This window comes from Chenggangzhangella methanolivorans, assembly GCF_019797865.1.
Taxonomy (GTDB): Bacteria; Pseudomonadota; Alphaproteobacteria; order Rhizobiales; family Methylopilaceae; genus Methylopila; species Methylopila methanolivorans.
In genome coordinates this window covers 5156862-5181157 of record NZ_CP081869.1, presented here as the reverse complement: position 1 = coordinate 5181157, position 24296 = coordinate 5156862, and the positions used below count along the sequence as shown (strand labels likewise).

Annotated in this window: 19 protein-coding genes and 6 pseudogenes; 6 read left to right on the top strand and 19 right to left on the bottom strand. The window is 70.5% G+C overall.

Features of this window, described 5'->3' with window-relative positions; genetic code table 11:
* Positions 1-15 precede the first annotated feature (15 nt).
* The 4 genes from cobJ to cobG form a co-directional block, all read right to left on the bottom strand.
* Positions 16-1686, bottom strand: a complete 1671-nt coding sequence (gene cobJ / locus K6K41_RS27295; RefSeq protein ID WP_261403135.1) for a precorrin-3B C(17)-methyltransferase — start codon at positions 1684-1686, stop codon at positions 16-18.
* Positions 1683-2408, bottom strand: a complete 726-nt coding sequence (locus K6K41_RS27290; protein ID WP_261403134.1) for a precorrin-2 C(20)-methyltransferase — start codon at positions 2406-2408, stop codon at positions 1683-1685. The genes cobJ and K6K41_RS27290 overlap by 4 nt, the downstream gene beginning before the upstream one ends.
* The gene (locus K6K41_RS27285; protein WP_261403133.1) at positions 2405-3028 is read right to left on the bottom strand and encodes a precorrin-8X methylmutase; all 624 of its coding nucleotides are present in this window, start codon (positions 3026-3028) and stop codon (positions 2405-2407) included. Before K6K41_RS27285 ends, K6K41_RS27290 begins: the two co-directional genes overlap by 4 nt.
* Positions 3029-3124: 96 nt before the next feature.
* A complete protein-coding gene (gene cobG, locus K6K41_RS27280) occupies positions 3125-4465 on the bottom strand; it encodes a precorrin-3B synthase (protein WP_261403132.1) in 1341 nt (446 codons plus the stop codon).
* 184 nt (positions 4466-4649) lie between these two features.
* Between cobG and K6K41_RS27275 the strand changes: the two genes are divergently transcribed.
* Entirely contained in the window at positions 4650-5033 is a 384-nt protein-coding gene (locus tag K6K41_RS27275) for a hypothetical protein (protein ID WP_261403131.1), read from the top strand.
* A gap of 693 nt (positions 5034-5726) precedes the next feature.
* Here the strand turns inward: K6K41_RS27275 and K6K41_RS27270 are convergent.
* Positions 5727-6709 (bottom strand): annotated as a pseudogene (locus tag K6K41_RS27270) (Bug family tripartite tricarboxylate transporter substrate binding protein).
* A 152-nt stretch (positions 6710-6861) separates the two neighbouring features.
* Positions 6862-8118, bottom strand: a complete 1257-nt coding sequence (locus K6K41_RS27265) for a lytic murein transglycosylase (protein ID WP_378148195.1) — start codon at positions 8116-8118, stop codon at positions 6862-6864.
* Between the two features lie 166 nt (positions 8119-8284).
* Here K6K41_RS27265 and K6K41_RS27260 point away from each other — a divergent pair, with 166 nt between their 5' ends.
* Positions 8285-8497 (top strand): transferase, encoded by a 213-nt coding sequence (locus K6K41_RS27260; RefSeq protein ID WP_261403129.1) that lies wholly within the window; start codon positions 8285-8287, stop codon positions 8495-8497.
* Between the two features lie 9 nt (positions 8498-8506).
* On the opposite strand, the gene K6K41_RS27255 is transcribed toward K6K41_RS27260, so the two are convergent.
* Complete coding sequence (locus K6K41_RS27255) at positions 8507-9343, bottom strand: CDP-alcohol phosphatidyltransferase family protein (protein WP_261403128.1); 837 nt, start codon at positions 9341-9343, stop codon at positions 8507-8509.
* Positions 9344-9350: 7 nt separating this feature from the next.
* Positions 9351-10060, bottom strand: a pseudogene (locus tag K6K41_RS27250) (phosphatidylserine decarboxylase).
* A gap of 188 nt (positions 10061-10248) precedes the next feature.
* On the opposite strand from K6K41_RS27250, the gene K6K41_RS27245 reads away from it, so the two are divergent.
* Positions 10249-10533 carry a GIY-YIG nuclease family protein gene (locus K6K41_RS27245; protein ID WP_261403127.1) on the top strand — a complete coding sequence of 95 codons (285 nt, stop codon included), beginning with the start codon at positions 10249-10251 and terminating at the stop codon, positions 10531-10533.
* Positions 10534-10868: 335 nt separating this feature from the next.
* Here the strand turns inward: K6K41_RS27245 and K6K41_RS27240 are convergent.
* The 3 genes and pseudogenes from K6K41_RS27240 to K6K41_RS30885 form a co-directional block, all read right to left on the bottom strand.
* Positions 10869-12751 (bottom strand): annotated as a pseudogene (locus K6K41_RS27240) (ABCB family ABC transporter ATP-binding protein/permease).
* A gap of 176 nt (positions 12752-12927) precedes the next feature.
* A complete protein-coding gene (locus K6K41_RS27235; RefSeq protein ID WP_261403126.1) occupies positions 12928-13476 on the bottom strand; it encodes a LysM peptidoglycan-binding domain-containing protein in 549 nt (182 codons plus the stop codon).
* Between the two features lie 42 nt (positions 13477-13518).
* A pseudogene (locus K6K41_RS30885) lies at positions 13519-13608 on the bottom strand (hypothetical protein); the annotation flags it as partial.
* A gap of 356 nt (positions 13609-13964) precedes the next feature.
* Here K6K41_RS30885 and K6K41_RS27230 point away from each other — a divergent pair.
* A complete protein-coding gene (locus K6K41_RS27230) occupies positions 13965-14537 on the top strand; it encodes a hypothetical protein (RefSeq protein WP_261403125.1) in 573 nt (190 codons plus the stop codon).
* 175 nt (positions 14538-14712) lie between these two features.
* Positions 14713-15322 (top strand): annotated as a pseudogene (locus tag K6K41_RS27225) (LOG family protein).
* Positions 15323-15326: 4 nt separating this feature from the next.
* On the opposite strand, the gene K6K41_RS27220 reads toward K6K41_RS27225, so the two are convergent.
* The 5 genes and pseudogenes from K6K41_RS27220 to yajC form a co-directional block, all read right to left on the bottom strand.
* Positions 15327-16178, bottom strand: a complete 852-nt coding sequence (locus K6K41_RS27220; protein WP_261403124.1) for a phytoene/squalene synthase family protein — start codon at positions 16176-16178, stop codon at positions 15327-15329.
* A complete protein-coding gene (locus tag K6K41_RS27215) occupies positions 16175-16435 on the bottom strand; it encodes an Mth938-like domain-containing protein (RefSeq protein WP_315855102.1) in 261 nt (86 codons plus the stop codon). Before K6K41_RS27215 ends, K6K41_RS27220 begins: the two co-directional genes overlap by 4 nt.
* A 343-nt stretch (positions 16436-16778) precedes the next feature.
* Positions 16779-17671, bottom strand: a pseudogene (gene secF / locus K6K41_RS27210) (protein translocase subunit SecF); the annotation flags it as partial.
* A gap of 13 nt (positions 17672-17684) precedes the next feature.
* Positions 17685-19295 (bottom strand): protein translocase subunit SecD, encoded by a 1611-nt coding sequence (gene secD, locus K6K41_RS27205; RefSeq protein ID WP_261403123.1) that lies wholly within the window; start codon positions 19293-19295, stop codon positions 17685-17687.
* Positions 19296-19353: 58 nt separating this feature from the next.
* Positions 19354-19695 carry a preprotein translocase subunit YajC gene (yajC, locus tag K6K41_RS27200; protein ID WP_261403122.1) on the bottom strand — a complete coding sequence of 114 codons (342 nt, stop codon included), beginning with the start codon at positions 19693-19695 and terminating at the stop codon, positions 19354-19356.
* A gap of 317 nt (positions 19696-20012) precedes the next feature.
* On the opposite strand from yajC, the gene K6K41_RS27195 reads away from it, so the two are divergent.
* Positions 20013-20876, top strand: coding sequence for an ATP-binding protein (locus K6K41_RS27195; protein WP_378148816.1), 864 nt, complete (start codon positions 20013-20015; stop codon positions 20874-20876).
* A 288-nt stretch (positions 20877-21164) separates the two neighbouring features.
* On the opposite strand, the gene K6K41_RS27190 is transcribed toward K6K41_RS27195, so the two are convergent.
* The 3 genes from K6K41_RS27190 to surE form a co-directional block, all read right to left on the bottom strand.
* Positions 21165-22508: a LysM peptidoglycan-binding domain-containing M23 family metallopeptidase gene (locus tag K6K41_RS27190; protein WP_261403121.1), complete on the bottom strand. Its 1344-nt coding sequence runs from the start codon at positions 22506-22508 to the stop codon at positions 21165-21167.
* A gap of 256 nt (positions 22509-22764) precedes the next feature.
* On the bottom strand, positions 22765-23427 hold the full coding sequence (locus K6K41_RS27185; protein WP_261403120.1) for a protein-L-isoaspartate(D-aspartate) O-methyltransferase: 663 nt from the start codon (positions 23425-23427) through the stop codon (positions 22765-22767).
* A gap of 8 nt (positions 23428-23435) precedes the next feature.
* Entirely contained in the window at positions 23436-24206 is a 771-nt protein-coding gene (surE, locus tag K6K41_RS27180) for a 5'/3'-nucleotidase SurE (protein WP_261403119.1), read from the bottom strand.
* Positions 24207-24296: the final 90 nt, after the last annotated feature.

The following is a 24296-nucleotide window of genomic DNA, read 5'->3' as shown; positions in this document are numbered from 1 at the left end:
ACCGCCGCCAGCCGGTCACATCTCGTCCGGATCGCCAAAACCGCTCTCGTAGACCCGCGGCGTGTACATCCAGAGCCGCCCGTCGGCCCGCGCGAACACGCGCGTCTTGGACGAGCCGACGACGAGCAGCGTGCGCATGTCCACGACTGCCGGGTCGAGGTCTCCGAGCGTCGTCAGCGTCATGCCTTCGGCCGGGCGGCCGATGTCGCGGGCGAGCGCGACCGGCGTCTCGCGCGTGCGATAGCGGCGGACGATCTCGAGCGCGTCGTCGAGCTGTTTGCGGCGACGAAGCGAGGCGGGATTGTACAGCGCGAGCGCGAAGTCCGCGCTCGCCGCGGCGTCGAGCCGGGCCGCGATCGTCTCCCAGGGCTTCAGCTGGTCGGAAAGCGAGATCACCGCGAAGTCGTGGCCGAGCGGCGCGCCGAGGCGCGAGGCCGCCGCCTGCATGGCCGAGATCCCGGGCGCGACCTCAATCGCGACGCCCGGCCAGCGCGCGGGCTCGGCGGCGGCGGCCTCCATCACGGCGGCCGCCATGCCGAACACCCCGCTGTCGCCGGACGACACCACCGCGACCTCCCTCCCCTGCGCCGCGAGCGTCATCGCGGCCTGGGCGCGCTCGAGCTCGACGCGGTTGTCGGAGCCGTGGCGGCGCTGGCCGGCGCGCTCCGGCACCATCGCGAGATAGCCCTCATAGCCGACGAGATCCTGCGCGCGGTCGAGCGCGGCGGCGGCTTCGGGCGCGAGCCAGCCCTTCCAGCCCGGCCCGAGCCCCACCACGGTGACGCGGCCGGAGGCGCGGCCGCTCGCATGCGGCGGCTGCGGCTCGGCGAAGCGATGAAGCCTGAAGCCCGGCTCGCCATGGACGATCTCGCCGCCCTCGATGCGCTGTTCGATCAGCCTCAGCGGAACGCCGCGGGCGTCGAGCCGCTCGACGAACACGTGGTGGATCGGCGCGCCTTCGGGCGCGGTCGCGAAGGAAAGCGCGGCGGGCGCGAGGCCGAGGCTGGCGATCGCCGTGTCGAGCCGGTCGAGCGTCTCGGCGTCGGGCCGGTCGAACTCGGCGACCAGCACCTTGGGATGGAACAGCAGTCCGCCTTCCGGCGGCGCGCCGACCTCGGGCGAGAATCGCAGCACGATGTCGCCGTCGCCGGAGACGGGCAGGTTCGAATTCTCGATCCAGGGCGCCGAGCCCTCGATCCGGGCCTCCTTGCCGCCGAGCAGCGTCGAGGTCACGGCCTTGGCGTCGTCGGGATTGGCGAGCGCGTAGCCGGGCGGCGGCGCCTCGAAGATCACGCCGAAGCGCCGCGCGCCGGCGCCGGTGAGGGCCGCCGCCCCGCCGAGCGCGGCCGCAAGCTTGCGGGCGAGCGGATCGGCGCCCGTCAGCCCGCCGAGCAGCGGCACCACGGTCTCGCCGTCGTCGCTCACCGCGAGCACCGGCGGCTCGGAGCGCTTGTCCTTCAGCAGCGGCGCGAGCAGGCGGATCAGGATGCCGGAGGCGCAGACGCCGATGATCGGACGCCCGGCGCGAAACAGTTCGCGGACCTGCGCCTCGGCGTCCTCGAAGGAGCCGTCGAGCCCCTCGACGCGGCTCGCAAGCCCGAGCGCGTCGCCCCCGACCGCGTCGGCGGCGCGTCGGGCGATCGCGGCGCCGGCCATGTTGAAAGCGAGGACCGCCGGACGGTTCACGGAACTTCCCTCCCCGGCACCACGATGATCGAAAAATACGGCGCGGAGGCCGGGTCGACCTCGGCGGCCGGCATCACGCGCTCGGCCTGCTGGCTCGCGCGCTCGACATAGAAGGCGCGGTCGAGCGCGTCCGCCTCGACGAGCGCGGCCCGCACCTTGGCGAAGGTGCGCCCGAGCTTCATCACGACGGCGGCGTCCGCGGCCTTGAGGCGGCGCACGAGCTCGCCCTCCGGCAGCGTGCCGGGAATGACCGTCACCGTGTCCTTGCGCAACACGAGCGGCCGGCCGAGCGCGGCCGGTCCCGCCATCACCGAGGAGACGCCCGGCGCCACCGTGGTGTCGTAGCGGTCCTTCAAGCGCGCATGCCAGTAGATGAAGGAGCCGTAGAAGAACGGGTCGCCCTCGCAGAGCACGCAGACGTTGCGGCCCCGGTCGAGATGCCCGGCGATCTCCTCGGCGGTGCGGTCGTAGAAGTCGCGCATCACCTGCGGATAGGTCGGGAGGTCGGCCTCCGGGCTCGCGGTGATCGGATAGACGAGCGGCAGCAGCTCCTGGTCGTCGCGGATGTGCGGGCGCGCGGCGGAGAGCGCGACGCCCCTTCCCGCCTTCGCGGCCGGATAGGCGACGACCTGCGCCTCGCCGATGAGCCGCACGGCCTTGAGCGTCAGGAGCTCCGGATCGCCCGGGCCGACGCCGACGCCTGAGAACTTGCCGGGCGTCATTCGGACGGGTCCGCCAGCGCGTTGAGGGCCGCGACCGCCATGGCGCTGCCGCCGCGGCGACCGAGCAAGGTGAGATACGGCACACCGCGGGAATCGCGGACGAGCTCGTCCTTCGATTCCGCCGCGCCGATGAAGCCGACCGGCAGGCCGACGATCGCGGCCGGCTTCGGCCAGCCGGCGTCGAGCTTCTCGAACAGGTGGAACAGCGTGGTGGGCGCGTTGCCGACCGCCACCACCGCGCCCTCGATCCGCTCGCGCCAGAGCTCCACCGCAGCCGCCGAGCGCGTGGTGCCGAGCGCCTTGGCGAGGCCGGGCGTCTCCGGCGCGTCGAGCATGCAGAGCACGTCGTTGTTCGCGGACAGGCGGGCGCGGGTGACGCCGGACGCCACCATCTTGGCGTCGCAGAGGATCGGCGCCCCGGCCTTGATGGCCGAACGCGCGGCCGTCACCACGTCGGCCGAGAACCGCACATCCTTGGGAAGATCGGTCATGCCGCAGGCGTGGATCATGCGCACGACCACGCGGGCGACGTCGTCGGGCAGACCCGAGAGGTCCGCCTCCGCGCGGATCGTCGCGAATGAGCGACGGTAGATTTCCGCGCCGTCCCTGACGTAGTCCATGCCGGTCTTCGCGTCCCCGTGATCCGCGACAGCCTTGTGACGACCAAGCGTCCGGGACGCAAGGCGTTCTTTCCGGCGAGACGGCCGGATCGCGCGTCAATCGTCGGCGGCGAGGCGGGCGAGAAGATCTGCGGGCTTGGCGTCGAAGTCCCGTTCGAGCGCAGGGCCCGGCCGGCGGGGCGCGGCGTCGCGGTGAAGGGTCCAGCCCTCGCGCTCGCTCGCGCCGAGCAGCAGAAGATCGGCGGGCGCAGACCCGGCGCACCCCTTCGCGCAGGCCGAGAGATGAAGGGTCCGGGGCCTCTTCGGCAGGCGTTCGGGTTCTGCGGAGGCGAGCGCGAGCGCCGCGGCGCCGAGCGCCTTCGCGGGCTCTGTCGCGCGCTCGCAAGCCGGCGCGCCGGCGCAGGCGACGACGCGAAGCCGCCTGGCCACCTCCGGCGGGACGAAGCCGACCGAGGTCGCGGCCTCGATCAGCGCCCCCGCCCGATCCGCCGCGACGCCGCCGAGCACGACGCCCGACCATGGCGCGAGGCGGACGACGCCGTCGCCCTCTCGCTCCGCAGCGTCGGCGAGGACGCGCAGCATGTTCGGGTCGAGCCGCCCGACGGGCGCCGCGAGGCTGACAGCGACGCGGGCCGGGTCAGCGCTCAGAACCGTTCCGAAGCGCGGAGACAGTTCGTCCACCCTCCCCTTTGCGGGGAGTGGTCGGGGGTGGGCCAGAATCGGGCGCCGAGGCTGACGCTGCTCTACGCCGACCCGCGCCGCTCCGACCGTCACCCTCTCCGCAAGGGAAAGGGAGGCGGAGAGGCCGCGTTCCACGGCCTCCGGCGACCCATCGCCCCAGAGATCTTTGCCCCGCATGTCCGCGCCGGCCCGCGCGGCCGTCTCGGCCAGACCGATCATCGCATCGACGGCCGACGCCTCTTCCTCGAACGACGCCGCCCGTCGGCCGCCGACCAGAATCTCGATCCCCTCTTCGCAGGCGATCGCCGTCACGTCCGACGTTATCGCCGAGACGTTCGAGACCCCGCCGCCATCCAGCGCGAAAGAGAACTTCGGCGACAGGGCGGCGATCCAGGGCGCGGCGACGAGCGCGCGGTCGAGCGCGTCGGAGAGCGGGCGCATGTCGCGGCGCTCCGCGGGGTCGAGGCCGGAAAACGGATCGATCAGGATGTTGCGCCGCCGGTCGGCTTCGCCGTGGAAGCGGAACCCTGCGACCTCGAGCATGGCCGCGAGCGCCCGACCGCCGTCCGGGGCCAAGCCGCGGATCTGCAGGTTGGCGCGGTTCGTCAGGTCGACGACGCCCGATCCCAGTCGTTCGGCGGCGTCCGCAACGGCGCCAAGCTCGCCGGCCGTCAGCAAACCGCCGGGCGCGCGCAGCCGCGCGAGGCCGCCGTCGGCCATCAGCGCCAGATGAACGATGCCGGGACAGTCCGCCATAAATCCGTCGTCGCGCCTTGGCGATCCAAACGCAAGCGGCAGGCGGCGTCTGGCGCGACCTTCCGCCGCGCGTGAGTCCGGGAACGCTCGCGGCGCTCGCAGGAACCCGGCGCGGGAGGAGACGTTATACGCTGCGACGGCGGCATTTTTTCCGCCTCCCATCGAAGACGTGAGGGATTCCATCATGGCGGACAGAAAAGCGAGCTCGCTCGCCAACGACGCCGGCGCCCAGCTGGCCGAGCTCAAGGACACCATCGCCGATCTCGGCGAGCGCGTGGCGGAGATCGCCGCCGCGCGAGGCCGCGATGCGCGCCGCAGCGCCCGCAGCGCCGCGAAGTCGGCCCGCGCGACGAGCGCCAGCCTGTATGACGACGGCGCCGAGGCGCTCGGCCATGCGAGCGACGCCGCGCTCTATTACGGCCGCCGCGCCGGCACGGTGGTGAAGAACAATCCCGGCCTCTCCCTCCTCGGCGTCGCGGTCGGCATCGGCGTGATCGCCGCGATCGTCTACGCCTCGCAGGAAGACGAGCGCCGCTGGTACGAGCGCCCGCGCGGCGGTTGGCTCTGATCCTCGACAGAGGCTGAAACGACAAAAGGGCGGAGCCGCCGGCTCCGCCCTTTTTCGTGTTCCCTGGATCAGCGTCACAGCCGGCCGCAGCCTCGAGCGCCGCCCTCTCCCGCGTCATCCCGGGCCTGACCCGGGATCCAGACGCGCTGCCGGCGCCGAAATCACTCGGCGTCCGTGGTTCTGGATCCCGGCTCTCCGGCCGGGATGACCGGCGACGGTTCCACAGCAGTCCCGGTCGGCCGCAGCCTCGAGCGCCGCAACCTCGCCCGTCATCCTGGGCCTGACCCGGGATCCAGACGAGCTGGCGGCGCCAAAATCACGCCGCGCCCGAGGTTCTGGATCCCGGCTCTCCGGCCGGGATGACCGGCGACGGTTCCGCAGCATTTCCGGTCGACCGCTGCGTCAAGCGCCCAACCTCATCCGTCATCCCGGGCCTGACCCGGGATCCAGACGCGCTGCCGGCGCCGAAGTCACGCCGCGTCCGCGGTTCTGGATCCCGGCTCTCCGGCCGGGATGACCGGCGACGGTTCCACAGCATTCTCGGTCGGCCGCCGCTTCGAGCGCCGCAACCTCCCCGTCATCCCGGGCCTGACCCGGGATCCAGACACGCTGCCGGCGCCGAAATCACGCCGCGTCCGTGGTTCTGGATCCCGGCCCCATGGCCGGGATGACCGGATGCGGCTCCTCGCGCCTTCAGTCGATCGTCGCGCCGGACTCCTTCACGATCGGCGTCCACTTCGCGAGCTCCTTCTTGACGTGCTCGCCGAGCTCTTCCGGGGTCGAGCCGACGATCACGGCGGTCGCGTCGGTCAGCTTCTGCTTCACGACCGGATCCTTCAGCGCCTCGACGCCGGCCTCGTTCAGCTCTTGACGATCTCGGGCGACATGCCCTTCGGGCCGAACAGCGCGTTCCACGAATAGGTCTCGTAGCCCGGCAGCGCCTCGCCGATCGCCGGCACGTCGGGAAGGTTCGGCACGCGCTGCGCGGTGGTGACGCCGAGCGCGCGCAGGCGCCCCGCCTTGATGTGCTCGATCGAGGACGGAAGGTTGTCGAACTGGATCGGCACCTGGCCGGCGATCACGTCGACGAGCGCGGGGCCAGAGCCCTTGTAGGGAATGTGGGTGAGCTCGACGCCCGCGAGCTTGTTGAACAGCACGCCCGACAGATGCAGCGGCGAGCCGTTGCCCGACGAGGCGTAGGCGTATTTGCCCGGGTCCTTCTTGGCCATGTCGATCAGCTCCTTGACCGACTTCGCCTCGAACTTCGGGTTCACCGTCAGGACGTTGGGCACGTTCACCAGGAGGGTGATCGGCGTGAAGTCGGTCTCGGCGTTGTAGGTGATCTTCTTGTAGAGCGCGGGGTTGAGCGCATGGGTCGCGACCGTCGCCATCAGGATCGTGTAGCCGTCCGGTTCGGCCTTGGCCACGACGCCCGCGCCGAGGCTGCCGCCGGCGCCGCCGCGGTTGTCGACCACCACCTGCTGCTTGAGGATCTCCGACATCTTCTGCGCGACGATGCGGGCCACGAGATCGGTCGAGCCGCCGGGCGCGAACGGCACCACCAGCGTGATCGGGCGCGTCGGATAATCGGCGGCGGAAGCCGGCGCGCCGAAGGCCGCAAGCGCGATCGCCGCCGCGCCCGCAAGGCGCGCCGCAAGTGACAGGGATTTCCGCATGTTCAGCTCCTAGACGGCTCCGGGCGCCGCCCTTCCGTCGGGCGGTCGTGTTCCCGGCCGAGCGGCCGGGCTAGGCGCGACTGTGGCATGCCGCCGCGCCGCCGTCGACCGCCCCAAGCCCTTGTTTCCAAAAGCGCTTAATCGCGAAATCGTCAGCGGCCGACGTCGCGCACGTCGCCGGCGTCCGGGAAGCAGGTGGGCGCGCGGCCCTTGCTCTCCTCCCACCGTCCGACCGCGACGCGGGTGCGGAAGCCCACGAGCCCGTCGGCCGAGCCGACGTCGTGGCCCTGCTTCTCGAGTCGCTCCTGCATCGCCGCCACTTCGGCCCGGGTCATGCCCTTGGGCGTCGACCATTTGCCGAGGATCGGCCCGCCGCCCCTCATCCGGTCGGCCAGATGCCCGACGAACAGCGCGTAGAGGTCGGACTCGTTGTATTCCTTGATGACGTAGAAGTTCTTCGAGACGAGGAACTGGGGGCCCGTGCGGCCGGCCGGCGCCATGAGATTGTAGTCGCCGGCCTTCGGCAGCGCCGCTCCGCCCTTGGCCATCGCGCCGAGCTTCGGCCACTCGGCCGCGGCCTTGGCCTGGTCCGGCCCCTCGACGGTGCAGGACACCGAGGCCGGAAGGTCGATCTCCACCCCCCACGGCCGCCCCGACACCCAGCCGTGCCGCTTCATGTAGTTGGCGATGGAGCCGAGCACGTCGGGAACAGAGTTCCAGATGTCCCGCTTGCCGTCGCCGTCCATGTCGACGGCGTTCTCGAGATATTTGGACGGCAGGAACTGCGGCTGCCCCATCGCGCCGGCCCAGGAGCTCTTCATGTCGCCGAGCGCGACGTGGTCGCCGTCCAGAACCTTCAGGGCCGCGACGAGCTCGCCGAAGAAGCGCTCCTTGCGCGCGCCGATGAAGGCCTCGGTGGCGAGCGCCCGCACGGCCACATAGGGGATCTTGGCCCGACCGAAGCGCGACTCGCGGCCCCAGATCGCCGCCACGATCTCGCGCGGCACGCCGAAGCGCTTCTCCACCGCGTCGAAGGTGGCCCTGTGCTTCTTCAGCTCCGCCTGCCCTTCGGCCGTCAGCGCGGCGAAATTCGGCTCGGCCACGTACTTGGCCGGATCGCTGAACTCGGCCTGCCGCTGCGGCCCCTCGAGCTTCGGCGCGCCGGGCGGCGCGAGATCGGGAAGCGTCCAGTCGAGCGTCACGCCCGACATCGCGGCCTCGAAGGTCGCGGCCGACACGCCGGCCTTGGCGGCCGCGGGCTTCAGCTGCCGCTCGACCCAGACGCGAAAATCCGCCTCGACGCGGGGCCGATCCACGGCCGCGGACGCCGGAAGCGCCGACCCCGCCACGACCAGCGCGAGTGCGACGGCGGCCGTCACATTGGAGACGTCGATTCGGGATATCCGCATGTGTCGCCTGTGACGCAGTGAAAAAAACATCTGAAGCTCGTGGAACCTTTGCCTGTGGCCGACGCTTTCTCGTCGCTCGCTCATGAGCGGCGAGGCGCGTTAACCATTCTTAAAGTGGTTTGGGTCACGCTTTCTTAAGGGTTCGATCGGGTTGGAAACTCCGCTGATGCAAACCGCTTCCGTCTTCGCTTCTCAGTCCCTCGCGCCGAAAGCCGGGCCGCTCGCCTCGGCCCAGCAGCGCGCGCTCGGCGACATGCGCGCCTTCCTCGCCCGCGCGCGGCCGCAGAGCCCGTCGGAGGCGCTGAGGCTGCTCCGCAACGCCTACCCCGAGTCGCCGCTCAGCCTTCGGGTCGCGGCCTGCGGTCTCGCCGAGGCCTGATCCTCGGCTCTAAGCTTCAGGCGCCGCGGCCGCAGCAGCCGCCGCCTTGTCGCGCGCCTTGAGGCGCGCGTGGTGCATGTAGGCGAACGGCATGGTGGCGAGATAGGCCAGCACGACCAGCGCCAGCACCGCCCACGGATAGCTCACCAGCAACGCGACGAAGAACGCCGCCCCGATCAGCGCGGGCGCCACCCAGGCGCGGCTGATGCGGGCGCCGAGCTGCTTGCCCGACCATGTCGGCAGCGGGCTCACCATGAAGAACGCGACCAGCACCACATAGGCGACGATCAGCGGCGCGCCGATCGGCGCGCGCGGAAAGCCGAGGAAATCGAGATAGATCGGCAGCATCGCGCCGATCGCGCCGGCGGGCGCGGGAACGCCGGTGAAGAACGCCCCGGCCCAGGCGGGCTTGTTCGGATCGTCGAGCGCCACGTTGAAGCGCGCGAGCCGCAGCGCGCAGGCGATCGCGAGCACGAGGCCGCCGATCCATCCCACATGGCCGAGGCCGTTCAGCCCCCACATGTAGAGGATGAGCGCCGGCGCGACGCCGAAGTTCACGAAGTCGGTCAGGCTGTCGAGCTCGGCGCCGAAACGCGAGGTGCCCTTCACGAGCCGCGCCAAACGCCCGTCGACGCCGTCGAGGACGGCCGCCAGCACCACGAGATAGACGGCCATCTCCATCCGCCCCTCGATCGCCATGCGCACGCCGGTGAGGCCTGTGCAGAGCGCGAGCAACGTGACGAAGTTTGGCAGCAGCACGCGGAACGGCACGCGGCGGATGCGGCTGCGCTTCTGCAGCGTGGCTTCGCCGTCGGTGGTCGGAGGCTCCATCAGCGGATCGCTCATCTCGCCCTCACCCGGCCCGGAACGCGCGGAGGTCGTCGGTCCGCGTCAGGTCGCAGATCACCGTCTCGCCCGCGACCGTCCGCTGTCCGACGCCGACGAGCGGCACGGCGCCGGCCGGCAGATAGTGGTCGACCCGGCTGCCGAAGCGGATCAGCCCGAAGCGCTCGCCCGGGGCCAACTGCTCCTGCTCGCGCGTGAAACACACGATGCGGCGGGCCACGAGCCCGGCGATCTGGATCACGCCGAACCTTCCGTAGGCGTTTCGATGACAAGCGCGTTGCGCTCGTTGTCCTCGCTCGCCTTGTCGAGGTCGGCGTTGAGGAACTTGCCGGGCGTATAGACGATCTTCGCCACCCGCCCGCCGATGGGGGCGCGGTTCACATGGACGTCGAACACGTTCATGAACACCGCGACGCGCGGCAGCGGCGCGGTCCCGAGGCCGAGCTCCGGCGGCGGCACGGCGGCCTTCACGTCGCACACCACCCCGTCCGCGCCGCTCATCACGAGGCCGTCGCGCATCGGGGTGACGCGGTCCGGATTGCGGAAGAACAGCGCGCACCAGATCGTCAGACCCGCGCCGAGCCACCCCAGCGGCTGCCAGATCAGGAACAGGATAAAGGCCACGATCGCGAATGCGGCGATGAAGATCCGCCCTTCGGGGTGGATCGGCACCATCACCTTGCGGATGGAGGCTTTGACGTCGTCGAGCGCTGACATGGGCGGCTGTTTACGCGATCGAGGGCGGCGAAACCAAGAGAGCCAAGAGGTGAAGCACAACCTTGTCCCGGCCCTGACTCCGGGATCCAGAATTGGGACCGTCCGGAGGCAAGGGCGAGACGGCGAGCGCTCAGGTTTGAAACGCCGTCGGTTCTGGGTCCCGGATCAAGTCCGGGACAAGGGGAGTCTTGGCCGCCTATGTCTACATTCTGGCGAGCGGCCAGCACGGGACGCTCTATGTCGGCGTCACGACGGATCTCTCACGCCGGATCGAACAGCATCGGTCGGGCGCAGTCCCGGGGTTCACGAAGGCCTACGGCGTCACCCGGCTCGTCTACTACGAGGCCTTCGACAGCATCCTGGAGGCGCGGGCGAGGGAACGAACGCTCAAAGGCTGGCGGCGGGACTGGAAGACGACGCTGATCGAAAGCGTCAATCCGGACTGGTCGGATCTCTCCGCGACGCTGGCCTGAGCCCCCGCCCTTGTCCCGGACTTGATCCGGGACCCAGAACCGACGGGGCTTCCGAATGATGCGGCCACCGTCGCGATCATCGAAGAAGCCGGTTCGGTTCTGGGTCCCGGATCAAGTCCGGGACAAGGCGTAGTGATCGTCGCCGGAGGGTCTGGGCATAACTCGTCATGCCTGTTCGGACGTGAGGCGTCCGCGCCCCAGTCTCCCTTTCTTATTCCGGACTTGATCCGGGACCCAGAGCCGAGACCGTTCGAGGACAAGGGCGAGACGGCGAGTTCAGGTTTGAAACGCCGTCGGTTCTGGGTCCCGGATCAAGTCCGGGACAAGAGCCCGACCTACTGCGCGGCGTCCCTCGGCTCCTCGTCGTCCTCGGGGCGGCCTTCGTCGGGCAGTTCGTCCTCTCCGATGCGCGCCAGCGTCTCGCGGGCCTCGTCGGCCTCGCGCTGGCGGTTCCAGAGGCCGGCGTAGAGCCCGCCTTGCGCCAGCAGCTCGGCGTGCGTCCCACGCTCGGCGATGCGGCCGGCCTCCAGCACGATGATCTCGTCGGCGGCCACGATCGTCGACAGGCGATGCGCGATCACGAGCGTCGTGCGCCCGCGCGCGACGCCGTCGAGGGAGTCCTGGATGTCCTTCTCGGTCGCCGAATCGAGCGCCGAGGTGGCCTCGTCGAGAATGAGCAGCGGCGGGCCTTTCAGAATCGTCCGCGCGATCGCGACCCGCTGCTTCTCGCCGCCCGAAAGCTTCAGGCCGCGCTCGCCCACTTCGGTGTCGTAGCCAAGCGGCAGCAGGCGGATGAAGCCGTCGATCTGGGCGAGCCTCGCGGCCTCCTCGACGTCGGCGTCGGAAGCGTCCCAGCGGCCGTAGCGGATGTTGTAGCGGACGGTGTCGTTGAACAGCACCGTGTCCTGCGGGACCATGCCGATGGCCTCCCGCAGGCTCGCCTGGCTGACGTCGCGCAGGTCCTGCCCGTCGATCGTGATGCGGCCGCCGCTCACGTCGTAGAACCGATAGAGAAGCCGCGCGATCGTGGACTTGCCCGCGCCCGACGGGCCAACGATCGCGATGGTCTGGCCGGCCTTCGCCTCGAAGCTGACGTTCTTCAGGATCGGCCGCTCGGGGTCGTAGGAGAACGAGACGTCCTCGAAGCGGATGACGCCCGCGCCGATCTCGAGCGGCTTCGCGCCCTCGCGGTCCTCGATCTCCGGATCCTGCTCGAGCAGGCGGAACATCGCCTCGAGATCGGCGACCGCCAGCTTGATCTCGCGGTAGACGAACCCCATGAATTGAGCGGCACGTAGAGCTGGATCATCATGGCGTTGATCAGCACGAAGTCGCCGACCGTATTGTTTCCGGCGCGCACGTCCGCCGCCACCATGGCCATGCAGGCGGTGAGGCCCGCGGTGAAGATCGCCGCCTGCCCGAAGTTGAGCCAGGCGAGCGAGGTGTAGGTGCGCACCGCCGCTTTTTCATAGCCGGCCATCGACCGGTCGTAGCGATCGGCCTCGCGGCCCTCGTTGCCGAAGTACTTGACCGTCTCGTAATTGAGCAGGCTGTCGATCGCCTTGGAGCTCGCCTCGGTGTCGTTCTCGTTCAAAGCCCGGCGATGCGCGATGCGCCGCTCGGTCGCGAGATAGGTGAAGGCGAGATAGACCACGACCATGCCGGCCACGACCGCCGAATAGCGCCAGCCGAACTGCCAGGCCAGAACGCCGAGCACCAGCGCGAACTCCAGGATCGTGGGCACGACGGTGAGGAGCGCGGTGCGCGTCAGCGTCTCGATCGCGAGCCGCCCGCGGTCGACGATCCGGCTCACCGCGCCGGTGCGCCGTCCCAGATGAAATCGCAGGCTGAGGCGATGCATGTGGCGGAAGACGATGAGCGAGAGCCGCCGCACCGCATGCATCACGACCGGGGCCGTGACGCCGTCGCGCGCCTGCGCGAACGCCACCATGGCGATGCGGCCGAAACCGTAGGCCAACACCATCACGGCCGGCGCGCCGAGCGCCAGCACGCGCCAGTCGTCGAGCCAACCGCCGGCGGAGGCGTCCGGCGCCCTGCCCTGCTGGATCAACGTCAGCGCGTCGGTCGCCCATTTGAAGCCGTAAGGCACCAGCACGGTGACGAGCTTGGTCGCCACCAGCAACACGATCGCGATCGCGATGCGCCGCTTCAGGTCCGGCCGTTCGCCCGGCCACATATAGGGCTGGAGCCGGCGCATCGTCTGGAAGAACGCGAAGCCGCCGGCCGAAACCTCGCTCTGGGGACCGCCGTCGCCGCGGCGGCGCCTCACCATGCGAGGTCGCCGCGACGGCTGCGCTGGCGGCCGTCGCCGAAAGGAGCGGTTTGAAGGATCATCCGCCGCAGGTAGGCCTCACGGGCCTGCGGCGCAAGACGTCAGCGCTTCTCGGCCGCAGCGGCTTCCGCGCCCTGGTTCGGCACCACCAGCACCTGGCCGGGATAGATCAGGTCCGGATCGCGGATCTGCTTGTCGTTGGCGCTGAAGATGATGGTGTAGCGCCGCCCCTGGCCATAGGCCGTGCGCGAGATGCGCCACAGGCTGTCGCCGCGCTTGACGGTGGCGGTGTCGATCGAGGCGACGACCGGGTTCGCGGGATCGGCGACAGGCGGCGCGCCCGCTCCGCCCGGCCCCTCGGCCGGCGATCCGGCTGCGGCGGCGTCCGCGGAGTTTGCGGCCGGCGCAGCCGCCTCGCCGCTCGCGCCTTCGCCTTCGCCGGGAGCTCCGCGATCGCGGCGCGCCAGTCCGTCGCCGCCCGCGGACGATTGTTCCACCGCCGCCTGCGGGCCGGCCGCGCCGCTCGTCCCGGACGGCGCCGACGTCGGCGATCCGGCCGCCTGCCGGCCCGACGTCTTGTCCTGCGATCCCGGGGCCGCGGCCGCGACCTCGCCTTCGTAGTCGAAGCCGGTCTCGGCGCGCTTGACCACCTTGCCGGCCGCGTCGACGTGATCGACGCGCGCGGTGTATTTGCCCTCGGTCAGCCCCCGCTCGACGCGCAGCGACCAGCGGCCGTCGGCGCCGGCGGTCGCCTCGGAAACGAGCGAATTGTTGAGATAGATCCGAAGCTTCGACCCGGCCGGCGCCGTGCCCTGAAGGAAGAACCGGCCCTGGTCGGCGTCGATCGCGCCGAGCGAGAGCGCCGTCGCCGCCCCGGGCGGGCGCCGCGCCGTCGGGCCGCGCGGCGACGCGGTCGCCGGCCGCGGGCTTCGGCGCTTCGGCGGCCGCAGGCTCCTGGCCCGGCCGCTGCAGGATCTGGGACGGCGCGTCGGGCGCGTTCAGCACCACGACCACCTCCTTCGACGGCGCCTTCGGCACCGACACCGTGACGCTCTGCTCGGAGGTCTCCTGCTTGCCGTCAGGCGTCGTCAGCTTGAGGCGCAGCTGGTGATCCCCGGGCGGCAGCGCCGGCGGCGTCATGGCGAAGGAGCCCCCGGAGTCAGCTTTCGCGGTGTCGATCGTGCGGCCGTTCGCGGTGAGCTCGGCCGTGCAGCCGGCGGCGCAGCGGCCAGCCACCACCGCGTCGCCCGAGGGCTCGACGCGGACGACGTCGAACGCGCCCTTGGCGGCGTCGGGCTTGGCGGCGTCGGGCTTGGCGCCCTTGGCCTCGCCGGCCCGGCCGGCGGCCGCGGCCGCGCCGCTTCCCGGCGTCGATCCGGCGTCGGCGGCGTTGGGCGGCCGCGTGGAGGAGGGCGGCGACATGTTGGGCGGGGTGACGGAGGGCGGCGTGGCGCCCGGCGTCGGCGTCGCCGAAGGCGGGGTCGCGGGCGTCGTCGGCGCGACGGACGGCGCCGCGGCGCCGCCCGCTGGCCGTTCGGGCGCGGCGCCGGGACGGCTAGGCTCGCCGTCAGGCTGCGGCGTGAAAGATCTGGAGGGCGGCGTCTGCGTGTCCGCGCGCTTCTCCTCGGCCGGCCGCCAGTATCCCTCGCGCCACGCCCACGCGCCGCCGAAATCGCGGCGAGCGCGAAGCCGATCGCAAAGCCGATCCTGACCGAAGCCGACATTCTCATTCCGCCCCTCGGCGAGGCCCGCGGGCCGCCGTCGCAGTTCCATCAATCTCCATGACTTACAAGGAGATGGGGCGACATGCATCACCTTCGATGGAATCGGTTCACGGCTTGCGTTCGCCGCTTGACCCCGGGACCGGCCAAAGGCTCACTCGACACATGACAAAACTCCGCACCGTCTGCGTTTTTCTGCGGCTCGAGCCCCGGCGCGATGCCCGAACACATCGCCGACGCCGAGAAACTCGGCCGTCTTCTCGCCGAAGCCGGGGTCGGCCTCGTCTATGGCGGCGGCAACATCGGCCTGATGGGCGCGGTCGCGCGCGCGACGCTCGCGGCCGGCGGGCACGTGACCGGCGTCATCCCGAAGTTCCTCGTCGAGCGCGAGGTGATGCTGGCCGACGTTCAGGAGCTCGTCGTCACTGAGGACATGCACGAGCGGAAGCGCCTGATGTTCGAGCGCTCCGACGCCTTCGTGGCGCTGCCGGGCGGCATCGGCACGCTCGAGGAGCTCGTCGAGCAGATGACCTGGGCGCAGCTCGGCCGCCACGCCAAGCCAATCCTCATCGCCGATCTCCATGGCTTCTGGTCGCCGCTGACGGCGCTGCTCGACCACATGTCGGCCGAAGGCTTCCTGCGGCCGGGCCTCGAGGCGCCCTACATCGTCGCCACCGCGGTGGAGGAGATCCTGCCGGCGCTCGAAGGCGCGCTGCTGATCGTCGCCGACATCGCCGACGACGCCGAGCCCGTGGCCTCGATCCACCAGCTCTGATTCGTCAAAACGGCGGGTCGCGCCGGCTGAACCGCCAGAGGCGGATGAGCTCGCGCCACCGCGCCGGGTCGCGTGGGGCCCCGAACGGGTCCGGCCGTCGTTCGATCCGCGCAAGCGCTGCCGCCGCGAGCGCGACGGGCAGAAGCGCCGGATGGGCGCCGCGGTCCATCTCGGCCATGGCGGCGCGCGCCTCGCCGAGGCGGCTGACGCCGTGGCCCGCCAGCCGCTCGACCGCCAGCCGAAGCTGCGGGGTCGCGCGGCCCGAGAGCAGATCGTCGCGCTGCGCGCCGGTCTGCGCCATCAGGTAGGCGGGGATCAACGCCTGGCCGCGCGCCGCGAGCTTCGGCAGGCCGCCCAGAACGCTCGCGATTCCCTGCGCGACGCCCGCGAGGCCGCAGGCCGCCGCGCCTCCGGGATCGCGCCCTTCGGCGACGATGAGGCTCGCAAGCCGCAGCACCGCGCCGTGGGTCGTCCCGAGCCGCCCCTCGAGCTCGTCGAGGCTCGCCACCGGATCGTCGTAGAGATCGTCCCCGCGCGCGTCGACGATCGCAAGAAGCGCCTCGGTGGGCAGGCGCCCGAAAACGATCGCCGCGTGGAGCGCGCGCGCGATCGGGTGCGACAGCACGTCGGCGCGCTCGGGGTTCTCGAGCGCGTCCCGCCACCATTGCAGACGGAGTTCCCCAGGCATCGGCTCGCGCACGAGATCGCGCACGCGCGAAATCTCGATGTCGAAGGCGTAGAGCGCGAAAAGGTGCGAGCGGACCGGCGCCGGCGCGAACAGCGTCGCGGCGTAGCGGCCGAAATCGACCTCGCGGACGAGGCTCGCGACCGGATCGGAGAGCGCGTCGTCGCTCATGGAACCGCGAGCAGCGCCGCCGCCACCCGCCTCCTTTCGCCCACGAGAATATTCCAGGTGCGCGCCGCGGCTCCCGTCGCCATCGGCTCCGCCACGATGCCGGCCGCCCGGAACGCCTCGCGCAGCGCCGGTTTCAGCCCCGCGATGTCGGCCCCCATGCCGATGAGCAGCGTGTCGATCTCGTCGGCCTCGGCGAAGACGCGCGCGAAGGCCGCCTCGTCGAGCTCGGCGGGTCTGGCGTAGGGCCAGGCCCACATGCCCGACGGCAGGCCGAGCAGCGATCCGCGATGGCCGAGGTCGGCGAGCCGAAACCCGCTGAGCCGTAGGCGTCGATGAGGTGGCGGCCCGGCAGGTGGCGGTCGTCGGTCATGAAAACTCGCGGCGGGACCGGACTGCGTGCTTCGAGACGCCGCCTTGCAGGCGGCTCCTCAGCATGAGGACCGTTTGAGCCTCCTCAACGGTTCTCATGCTGAGGAGCCCGCGCCCGCGGGCGTCTCGAAGCACGCAGTCCGGCCCCGTCGTCTCAGCTTGTCGCCGGCTTGCGGCGGGCGCCGGCTTCGCGGAGCGCGCCTCGGCCTTGTCGTCCGCCACCGCCCGGGCCGACGTCTTTACGCCGAGATAGATCAACATCGGCGACGACACGAAGATCGCCGAATAGGTGCAGATCACCACGCCGAACAGCATCACGTTGGCGAAGCCCTGGATCGCCTGGCCGCCGAACAGCACAAGCGCGAGCAGCGACAGCGCCGTGGTGGTGGCGGTCATCACCGTGCGCGACATGGTGTGGTTGATCGAGAGGTCGAGCAGCTCGTCGGTCGGGATGTTCTTGTATTTGCGAAGCAGCTCGCGCGTTCGGTCGAACACCACGACGGTCTCGTTGAGCGAATAGCCGACGATGGTCAGGATCGCGGCGATCGAGGTCATATTGAACTCTTCCCGCGTGATCAGGAAGAAGCCGACGGTCAGCACGATGTCGTGGAGCGTGCCGATCACCGCGCCGATCGCAAGGTTCAGCTCGAAGCGGAACCAGAGATAGACCAGCACCGAGACGATCGAGAGCACGACGCCGAGCGTGCCGGCCTGGACGAGCTCGCCCGAGACGCGCGGACCGACCGTCTCGACGCGGCGGATCTCGTAGTCGCTCTCATAGGCTTTGCGGGCGTCCGCCACGAGCTTCGATTGCGCCGACTCGCCGCCCGGCTGGATGCGGAAACGGATCGAGACCTGGCCGCCCTGGCCGAACTCCTGCACCTCGACCTCGCCCACTTCGAACGAGTGGCGGTCTCGCGCACCTTGGCGAGGTCGGCCTGGCCGGACTTCGCCTGCATCTCCATCAGCGTGCCGCCGGTGAAGTCGATGCCGTAGTTGAGGCCGACGGTCAGGAACAGGATCAGCGTCGCGACCGAGATGAAGGCCGAGAACGGAAAGCTCAGCACGCGCCAGCGCACGAAGCGGAAGTTCGAGTCGTCCGGGAAGAGACGGAGAAGCTTCATTGGATCCGCCTCCTCAGAACGGCAGCGTCTGCGGACGCGAGCGGCGGTACCAGAGCGCGATCATCATGCGCGTCATGGTCACGGCCGTGATCACGGTCGTCAGAATGCCGAGGATGAACACCACCGCGAAGCCCCGCACCGGGCCCGAGCCCAGCAGGAACAGGATCACGGCCGCGATGCCCATGGTGGAGTTCGAGTCGATGATGACTGCGAAAGCGTGCCGGAAACCGGCGTCGATCGCCGACACCATGCTTCGTCCCGCCCTGAACTCTTCGCGTATGCGCTCGTAGATCAGAACGTTGGAGTCGACCGCGGTGCCGATGGTCAGCACCACGCCGGCGATGCCCGGAAGCGTGAGCGTCGCGCCCAGCACCGACATCAGCGCGAAGATGAACACGACGTGGACCAGCAGCGCGATGTTGGCGATGAAGCCGAACACGCCGTAGGTCGCGAACATGAAGACCACGACGAAGGCGGCCGCGTACCAGGTGGCGCGGGTGCCGGCCTCGATCGAGTCCTGTCCGAGGCCTGGGCCGACGGTGCGCTCCTCGATGACGGTGAGCGGCGCCGGCAGCGCGCCCGCGCGCAGCAACACCGCGAGGTCGTTGGCGCTCTCGACCGTGAAGTTGCCGGAGATCTGGCCCGAGCCGCCGGTGATCGGTTCGTTGATGCGCGGCGCCGAGATCACCTCGTTGTCGAGGATGATGGCGAAGGGATTGCCGACATTGGCCTGCGTCACCGCGCCGAACTGGCGGGCGCCGCGATTGTTGAAGCGGAACTGGACGATCGGCTCGCGCGTGCGCTGGTCGAAGCCCGGCTGAGCGTCGACGAGGTCTTCGCCCGACACCATCACGCGCTTCTCGACGAGCACGGGCACGCGCTGTCCGGCTTGCGTCTCGAACAGGACTTCCGAGCCTTCCGGCGGACGGCCGGCGGCGGCCTGCTCGGGCGGCACGGAGCGGTCGACGAGGCGGAAGGAGAGCGCCGCGGTCTTGCCGAGGATGTCCTTCAGGCGCTGCGGATCCTGGAGGCCCGGCACCTGCACGAGGATGCGGTCGGCGCCCTGGCGCTGGATCGAGGGCTCGACCGTGCCGAGCTCGTCGACGCGGCGACGCACGATCTCGATCGACTGGTCGACCGCGGAGCGGATGCGCGCCTGGAGGCCGGCTTCCGTCGCGGTGGCGGTGACGATGTTGTCGCCCTGCTGGCCGACCTCGACTTCGTTCGGGCCCGTGCCGCCGAACACGCCCGAGGAGGCCGGGACCGCGAGCGTCCGGAGCTTTTCGAGCGCGAGGCTCATCTGGCTCGGATCGCGCAGCGTGGCGCGCACCGTCTGGCCGTCGAGCGCGATCGCGGTGGTGCCGATGCGCGCCTCGCGCAGCACCCGGCGGACGTCGTCCTGGGTGGCGGCGATGCGGGTGCGGCGGAGCGCCGGGCCGTCGACCTCGAGCAGCAGCTGCGAGCCGCCCTGGAGATCGAGCCCGAGCACGACCGTGCGCGCCGGGAACCAGCTCGGATAGGCGTCGCGGGCCTGCTGCGACAGGAAATTGGGGATCAGCAGCAGAACGCCGAGCGCGCAGAGCGCGAGGACGCCGGCGATCTTCCAGGGCGAGAAATGAAGCATTATCGGCGGCTTTCAACAGGCGGCGGCGCGGGGAACCGCGCCGCGGCCGCGACGGGCGTCAGGCGCCTTCGGTCTTGACCGGCTCGCCCTTGGCGCGAACCTCGGAGATCATGCTGCGGGCGAGACGGACGCGGACGTTGTCGGCGATCTCGACCTGGACCTCGGCGTCGTCCACGACCTTCACCACCTTGGCGATGATGCCGCCGCCGGTGACGATCGTGTCGCCGCGGCGCACGTTCTTGATCATCTCGCGATGCTCCTTCACGCGCTTCTGCTGCGGACGGAGGATCAGGAAGTACATGATCACGAAGATCAGGATCAGCGGGAAGAAGCTGATCAGGGTCTGATCGAGCCCTCCCGCGGGAGCGGCGCCCTGGGCGAAGGCGGGCGTAACGAACATCTGCGGAAGCTCCGGCGTGGGATTCGCGCCACGTCGTTGAGCCCGAGGCGGCAGAACCTTTGAAAATGACGGCCGGGCGTCGTGCCCCCGGCGAGGCGGCGCGGACTATAGCCACGGCCCCCGCGAAATCAAATCACGCGCCCGATGGGACCTTCGACGGCTCGTCGCGACGCCCTGCGGCCCCGTCCCGGCTTGACCGCACCACCCATGACGGGCGTAGAGCTTCGCGCGAACGCGGATCGTCCGGGCCGGGTCCGGACGCCGCGCGCCGTTTTCCGCCGTCGAGGGCTTTCGCCGTGTCCGATCCGTTCTACTCCATGCCCGCGACCGACACGCGCGACGAGCTTCTCGCGCGCATCGCCGAGGCGCTCGAGCGCATGGCCCCTCCCCGCGTCCAGGCGCCGGACTTTGAGGTCGCCGACGCCTTCGTGTGGTCGGCGGTCGAAAAGCGGCTGATCCCGGTCGCGAAGGTCAGCCGCGTGGACATGCGGCTGCTGAAGGGCGTCGACCGCGCCCGCGACACCCTCCTCGACAACACGCTGCGATTCGCCCGCGGCAAGCCCGCCAACAACGCCCTGCTCTGGGGCGCGCGGGGCATGGGCAAGAGCTCGCTGGTGAAGGCTTCTCACGCGACGGTCGTCGAGACGATGGAGCGCGAAGGCCGGCCGAGGCTGAAGCTCGTCGAGATCCATCGCGAGGACATCGAGACGCTCCCGACGCTGATGTCGCTGCTGCGGGCCGCGCCCTTCCCGTTCCTGCTGTTCTGCGACGACCTGTCGTTCGATCTCGCCGACGCCTCCTACAAGTCGCTGAAGGCGGTTCTGGAGGGCGGCATCGAGGGACGGCCCGAAAACGTGCTGTTCTACGCCACCTCGAACCGCCGGCATCTGCTCGCCCGCGAGATGATCGAGAACGAGCGCTCGACCGCGATCCACGCCGGCGAGGCGGTCGAGGAGAAGGTCTCGCTGTCGGACCGCTTCGGCCTCTGGCTCGGCTTCCATCGCTGCTCCCAGGAGGAGTTTCTGGCGATGGTCACGGGCTACGCCGAGCATCTTGGGCTCAAAGCCGACCCCGAGACGCTGCGCCGCGAGGCGCTCGAATGGGCGACGACGCGCGGCTCGCGCTCAGGCCGCGTGGCGTGGCAGTTCATCCAGGATCTGGCGGGCCGCGACGAGGGCTGAAGAGCCCCAAGACGTCATCCCGGACGGCCGAAGGCCGATCCGGGACCGTCTTCCGAAAAGCGCGCCTGACCCTCAATCGTCATCCCCCGGCTCGTCCGGGGGATCCACGTGCGGGCCAATGCCCCGCGCATCGGAACAGTGGATGCCCCGGACGAGCCGGGGCATGACGAGCCCATTTCCGATCACGATCCCGGCTCGCGCTTCGCGCGTCCGAGATGACGGTCGGCCGCAAACGAAAAGGCCCGGCGGATCGCTCCGCCGGGCCCTCGCTGACTACCGGACAGATACTCACACGTCCGGCAGATGCTTCATCGGGTCGACCGTCGAGGCGCCCTTGCGCACTTCGAAGTGCAGCTGCGGCGAGGAGACGGAGCCGGTCGAGCCGGACTTGGCGATGATCTGGCCACGGCGCACCGTGTCGCCGCGCTTCACGTTGAGCGCGCTGTTGTGCGCGTAGGCCGTGACCCAGCCGTTCGAGTGGCGGATCAGCACGAGGTTGCCAAAGCCCTTGAGCTCGCTGCCCGAGTAAGCGACGACGCCGTCGTCCGAGGCCTTGACCTCGGTGCCTTCCGGCACCGCGATGTTGACGCCGTCGTTCGATGCGCCGCTGGTCTTCGAGCCGTAGCCCGAGATCACGCGGCCGCGGACCGGCCAGCGGAACGAGGGGCCGCTGTCGGCGACCGAGGGAGCCGCCGGAGCCGGATCGGCCTTGAGCGCCGCGGTCTTGACGTTGTCGGACTCGCTCGGCTGCGGAGCCGCCGAGGGCTTGACCGGCTGGGCCGCGAAGGCCTGCTCGCGCGGGGCCTCGACGCTCGGCTTCAGGGCGGGCTTGGCCGGGGCCTGGGCCGCGACCTGGACAGGCTTGGCCGGAACCGGCGCGGGCTTGGCTTCGGCGACCTTCGGCTGCGCGCCCTGGATGAACTGCATCTTGGGAGCGGAGGCGGTGGCCGGCGCCGCGGCGACCGGCTGCGGGCGCATCGGCGCCGGGCGCGTCGTCGCGACCGGCGAAGAGACCGGCGCGGCGGGGCGCAGCGGCGCGGCGGCCATGCGCGAGGAGCCGCCCGAATAGCTCGGGATCACGAGGCGGCTGCCTTCGCCGATCCCGTTCGCGTTCTGGAGGCCGTTGGCCTGCAGGATCGCGCTCGCCGGCACGCCGTAGCGGTTGGCCGCGGTGGTGACCGTCTCGCCTCGGCCGAGCGTGATCGTGGTGCCGCTGTCGGCCGACCAGCCGGTGGAGCGGCCCGACACGGAGCCGGTCGAGACGGGCTCGGAGCGCTGCTGGACCGGCGGAAGGCTCGAGGCGCGGTAGGAGCCGCCCGAGGACGACGACGAGGAGGAGGCGCCGTTTCCGTAGCCGTACATCGGGCGCTGCTGGACCGCGTTCGGCGCGCCGAGCGGGGCGCGCTGGATGCGCGTCGTCGGAGCGGCCTGGACGGAGCCGGTCGCGTAGGTGTCGGACGAGCGCTGCTGGCGCGGCGCGTCGTTCGAGGCCGAGGAGAACGGATTGGAGAAGGGGCTTTCGGAGAAGCGGCTCGAGTCCGAGCTGCAAGCTGCGACCGAACCCGACACGAGGGCGATCGCGGCGACGCGGACCATGAGGCGGGTCCGCAGAGACGGGACGAAGTTACGCATGGTGGGCACTCGCGACCAACTCGACCAACATGAGTTCAGTTAAAACCCATTGAGGTAAACAGCCGGTTAGCTGAACGCGGCATTCGCCTAAAAGTCGCCGCAAAGCTTGGCGCGCGGGGTTGAGCGGCGCAGTCCCAAGAAACGCGCCGCTTGCAGGCGATCGGGGGCTGTGGACGGGCGCTGGTTTCGGACCGTGGAGCCGCCTCTCCGTCATGCCCGGCGGCGGCTTCGCCGTTATCCGAAAAAACGCCTTCGTTCAGAGCGCCGCCGCGACCCCGGGGACGGCCGGCGGCAGGCGCGCCGCGCCGAGCGTGAACTCCTCGAGCGAGCCGTCGCGCGCCTTGGTGATCCGCGTGAGCCGCTGGCCGGCGACCGGGCCGACCGCCAGCACCATGACGCCGCCGGGCTTCAGCTGGTTGAGCAGCGCCGACGGCGGCGCCTCGACCGCGGCCGACACGAAGATGCGCTCGAACGGCCCCTGATCGGGCAGGCCGAGCAACCCGTCGGCGACCGAGAACACGACATGGTCGGCGTTGCCGAGCGCCCTCACCCGCCGCTCGGCGTTGTCGGCGAGCGTGCGCCAGCGTTCGACGGTGAAGAGGCGTCGTGAGATCTGGGCGAAGATCGCGGTGGCGTAGCCCGAGCCCGAGCCGATCTCGAGCACCGTGTCGAGCTCGCCCACGCCGAGCGCGTCGATCGCCTTGGCGATCTCCGAGGGGCGCTCCATCGTCTGCCCGCAGGCGATCGGCAGCGCGCGGTCGGAATAGGCGTGTTCGGCGAGCCGCGACGGGGCGAAGGCCGAGCGCGGAATGGTCTCGATCGCCGCGAGCGTGCGCAGATGCCGGATCCCGCGGCTCCGCAGCGACAGCACGAGCTCGGCGCGGCGCGTGCGCTCGATCTCGTCGCCGGACTCGGACATTTTTGGACTCAGCTCTCTGCGAAGGCTTTCCGCAGTCGGTCGAACGAGGCGTCGTCGGTCAAGTCGATTTTGAGCGGGGTCACGGAAATCCGCTTCTGGCGGATGGCCTCGAGGTCGGTGCCCTCGCCCGGATCAAACTCGGCGCGACCGAACATCAGCCAGAAATACGGGTTGCCGCGCCCGTCCGCGCGCTGCTCGACCGTCAGAAGCTCCTGGTTCCGCTGGCCCTGGCGCGCGACGGAGACGCCACGCACCTCCTCCGGCAGGCATCCCGGAAAATTGACGTTCACCAGCCGGTCGCGCTCGAAGCCGGCCTCGATGATGGTCCTCACCACCTCGGGACCGCGCGCGCGGGCGACGGCGAACATGTCCTCGACGTCCTCGCGCTTGCGATCAAAATTCTGGCTGAGCGCGATCGAGCGGACGCCGAGCAGCGTGCCCTCGATCGCGCCGGCGATGGTGCCCGAATAGGTGACGTCCTCGGCGACGTTCTGGCCGCGGTTGACACCTGAGAGGATGAGGTCGGGCCGGTTGTCCTTCAGCACGTGGCGCACGCCCATGATGACGCAGTCGCTCGGCGTGCCGCGCACCGCGAAGCGCTTCTCGCCGATCTGCCGCAGGCGCAGCGGGTCCGAGAGCGAGATCGAGTGCGAGGCGCCCGACTGGTCGGCCTCCGGCGCCACGACCCAGACGTCGTCGGAAATGGCCGCGGCGATCTCCTCGAGGGCCTCGAGGCCCGGGGCGTTCACGCCGTCGTCGTTGGTGAGGAGAATTCTCATCGATCAAACGCTTTCATAAGGCGAACTGCGTGCTTCGAGACGGCCGCTTGCGCGGCCTCCTCAGCATGAGGACCGTCTTGCTTGCTCGAA

Coding starts and splice junctions, on each gene's coding strand:
- K6K41_RS27220 (WP_261403124.1), bottom strand. CDS start 16,178: ATGAGCGACGACGCGCTCTCCGATCCGGTCGCGAGCCTCGTCCGCGAG.
- K6K41_RS27255 (WP_261403128.1), bottom strand. CDS start 9,343: ATGAGCGATCCGCTGATGGAGCCTCCGACCACCGACGGCGAAGCCACG.
- secD (WP_261403123.1), bottom strand. CDS start 19,295: ATGCTTCATTTCTCGCCCTGGAAGATCGCCGGCGTCCTCGCGCTCTGC.
- K6K41_RS27265 (WP_378148195.1), bottom strand. CDS start 8,118: ATGCGGATATCCCGAATCGACGTCTCCAATGTGACGGCCGCCGTCGCA.
- K6K41_RS27260 (WP_261403129.1), top strand. CDS start 8,285: ATGCAAACCGCTTCCGTCTTCGCTTCTCAGTCCCTCGCGCCGAAAGCC.
- K6K41_RS27275 (WP_261403131.1), top strand. CDS start 4,650: ATGGCGGACAGAAAAGCGAGCTCGCTCGCCAACGACGCCGGCGCCCAG.
- K6K41_RS27230 (WP_261403125.1), top strand. CDS start 13,965: ATGGCGAAGGAGCCCCCGGAGTCAGCTTTCGCGGTGTCGATCGTGCGG.
- surE (WP_261403119.1), bottom strand. CDS start 24,206: ATGAGAATTCTCCTCACCAACGACGACGGCGTGAACGCCCCGGGCCTC.
- cobG (WP_261403132.1), bottom strand. CDS start 4,465: ATGGCGGACTGTCCCGGCATCGTTCATCTGGCGCTGATGGCCGACGGC.
- K6K41_RS27215 (WP_315855102.1), bottom strand. CDS start 16,435: ATGTGGGCCTGGCCCTACGCCAGACCCGCCGAGCTCGACGAGGCGGCC.
- K6K41_RS27190 (WP_261403121.1), bottom strand. CDS start 22,508: ATGCGTAACTTCGTCCCGTCTCTGCGGACCCGCCTCATGGTCCGCGTC.
- yajC (WP_261403122.1), bottom strand. CDS start 19,695: ATGTTCGTTACGCCCGCCTTCGCCCAGGGCGCCGCTCCCGCGGGAGGG.
- K6K41_RS27285 (WP_261403133.1), bottom strand. CDS start 3,028: ATGGACTACGTCAGGGACGGCGCGGAAATCTACCGTCGCTCATTCGCG.
- K6K41_RS27195 (WP_378148816.1), top strand. CDS start 20,013: ATGCCCGCGACCGACACGCGCGACGAGCTTCTCGCGCGCATCGCCGAG.
- K6K41_RS27290 (WP_261403134.1), bottom strand. CDS start 2,408: ATGACGCCCGGCAAGTTCTCAGGCGTCGGCGTCGGCCCGGGCGATCCG.
- K6K41_RS27185 (WP_261403120.1), bottom strand. CDS start 23,427: ATGTCCGAGTCCGGCGACGAGATCGAGCGCACGCGCCGCGCCGAGCTC.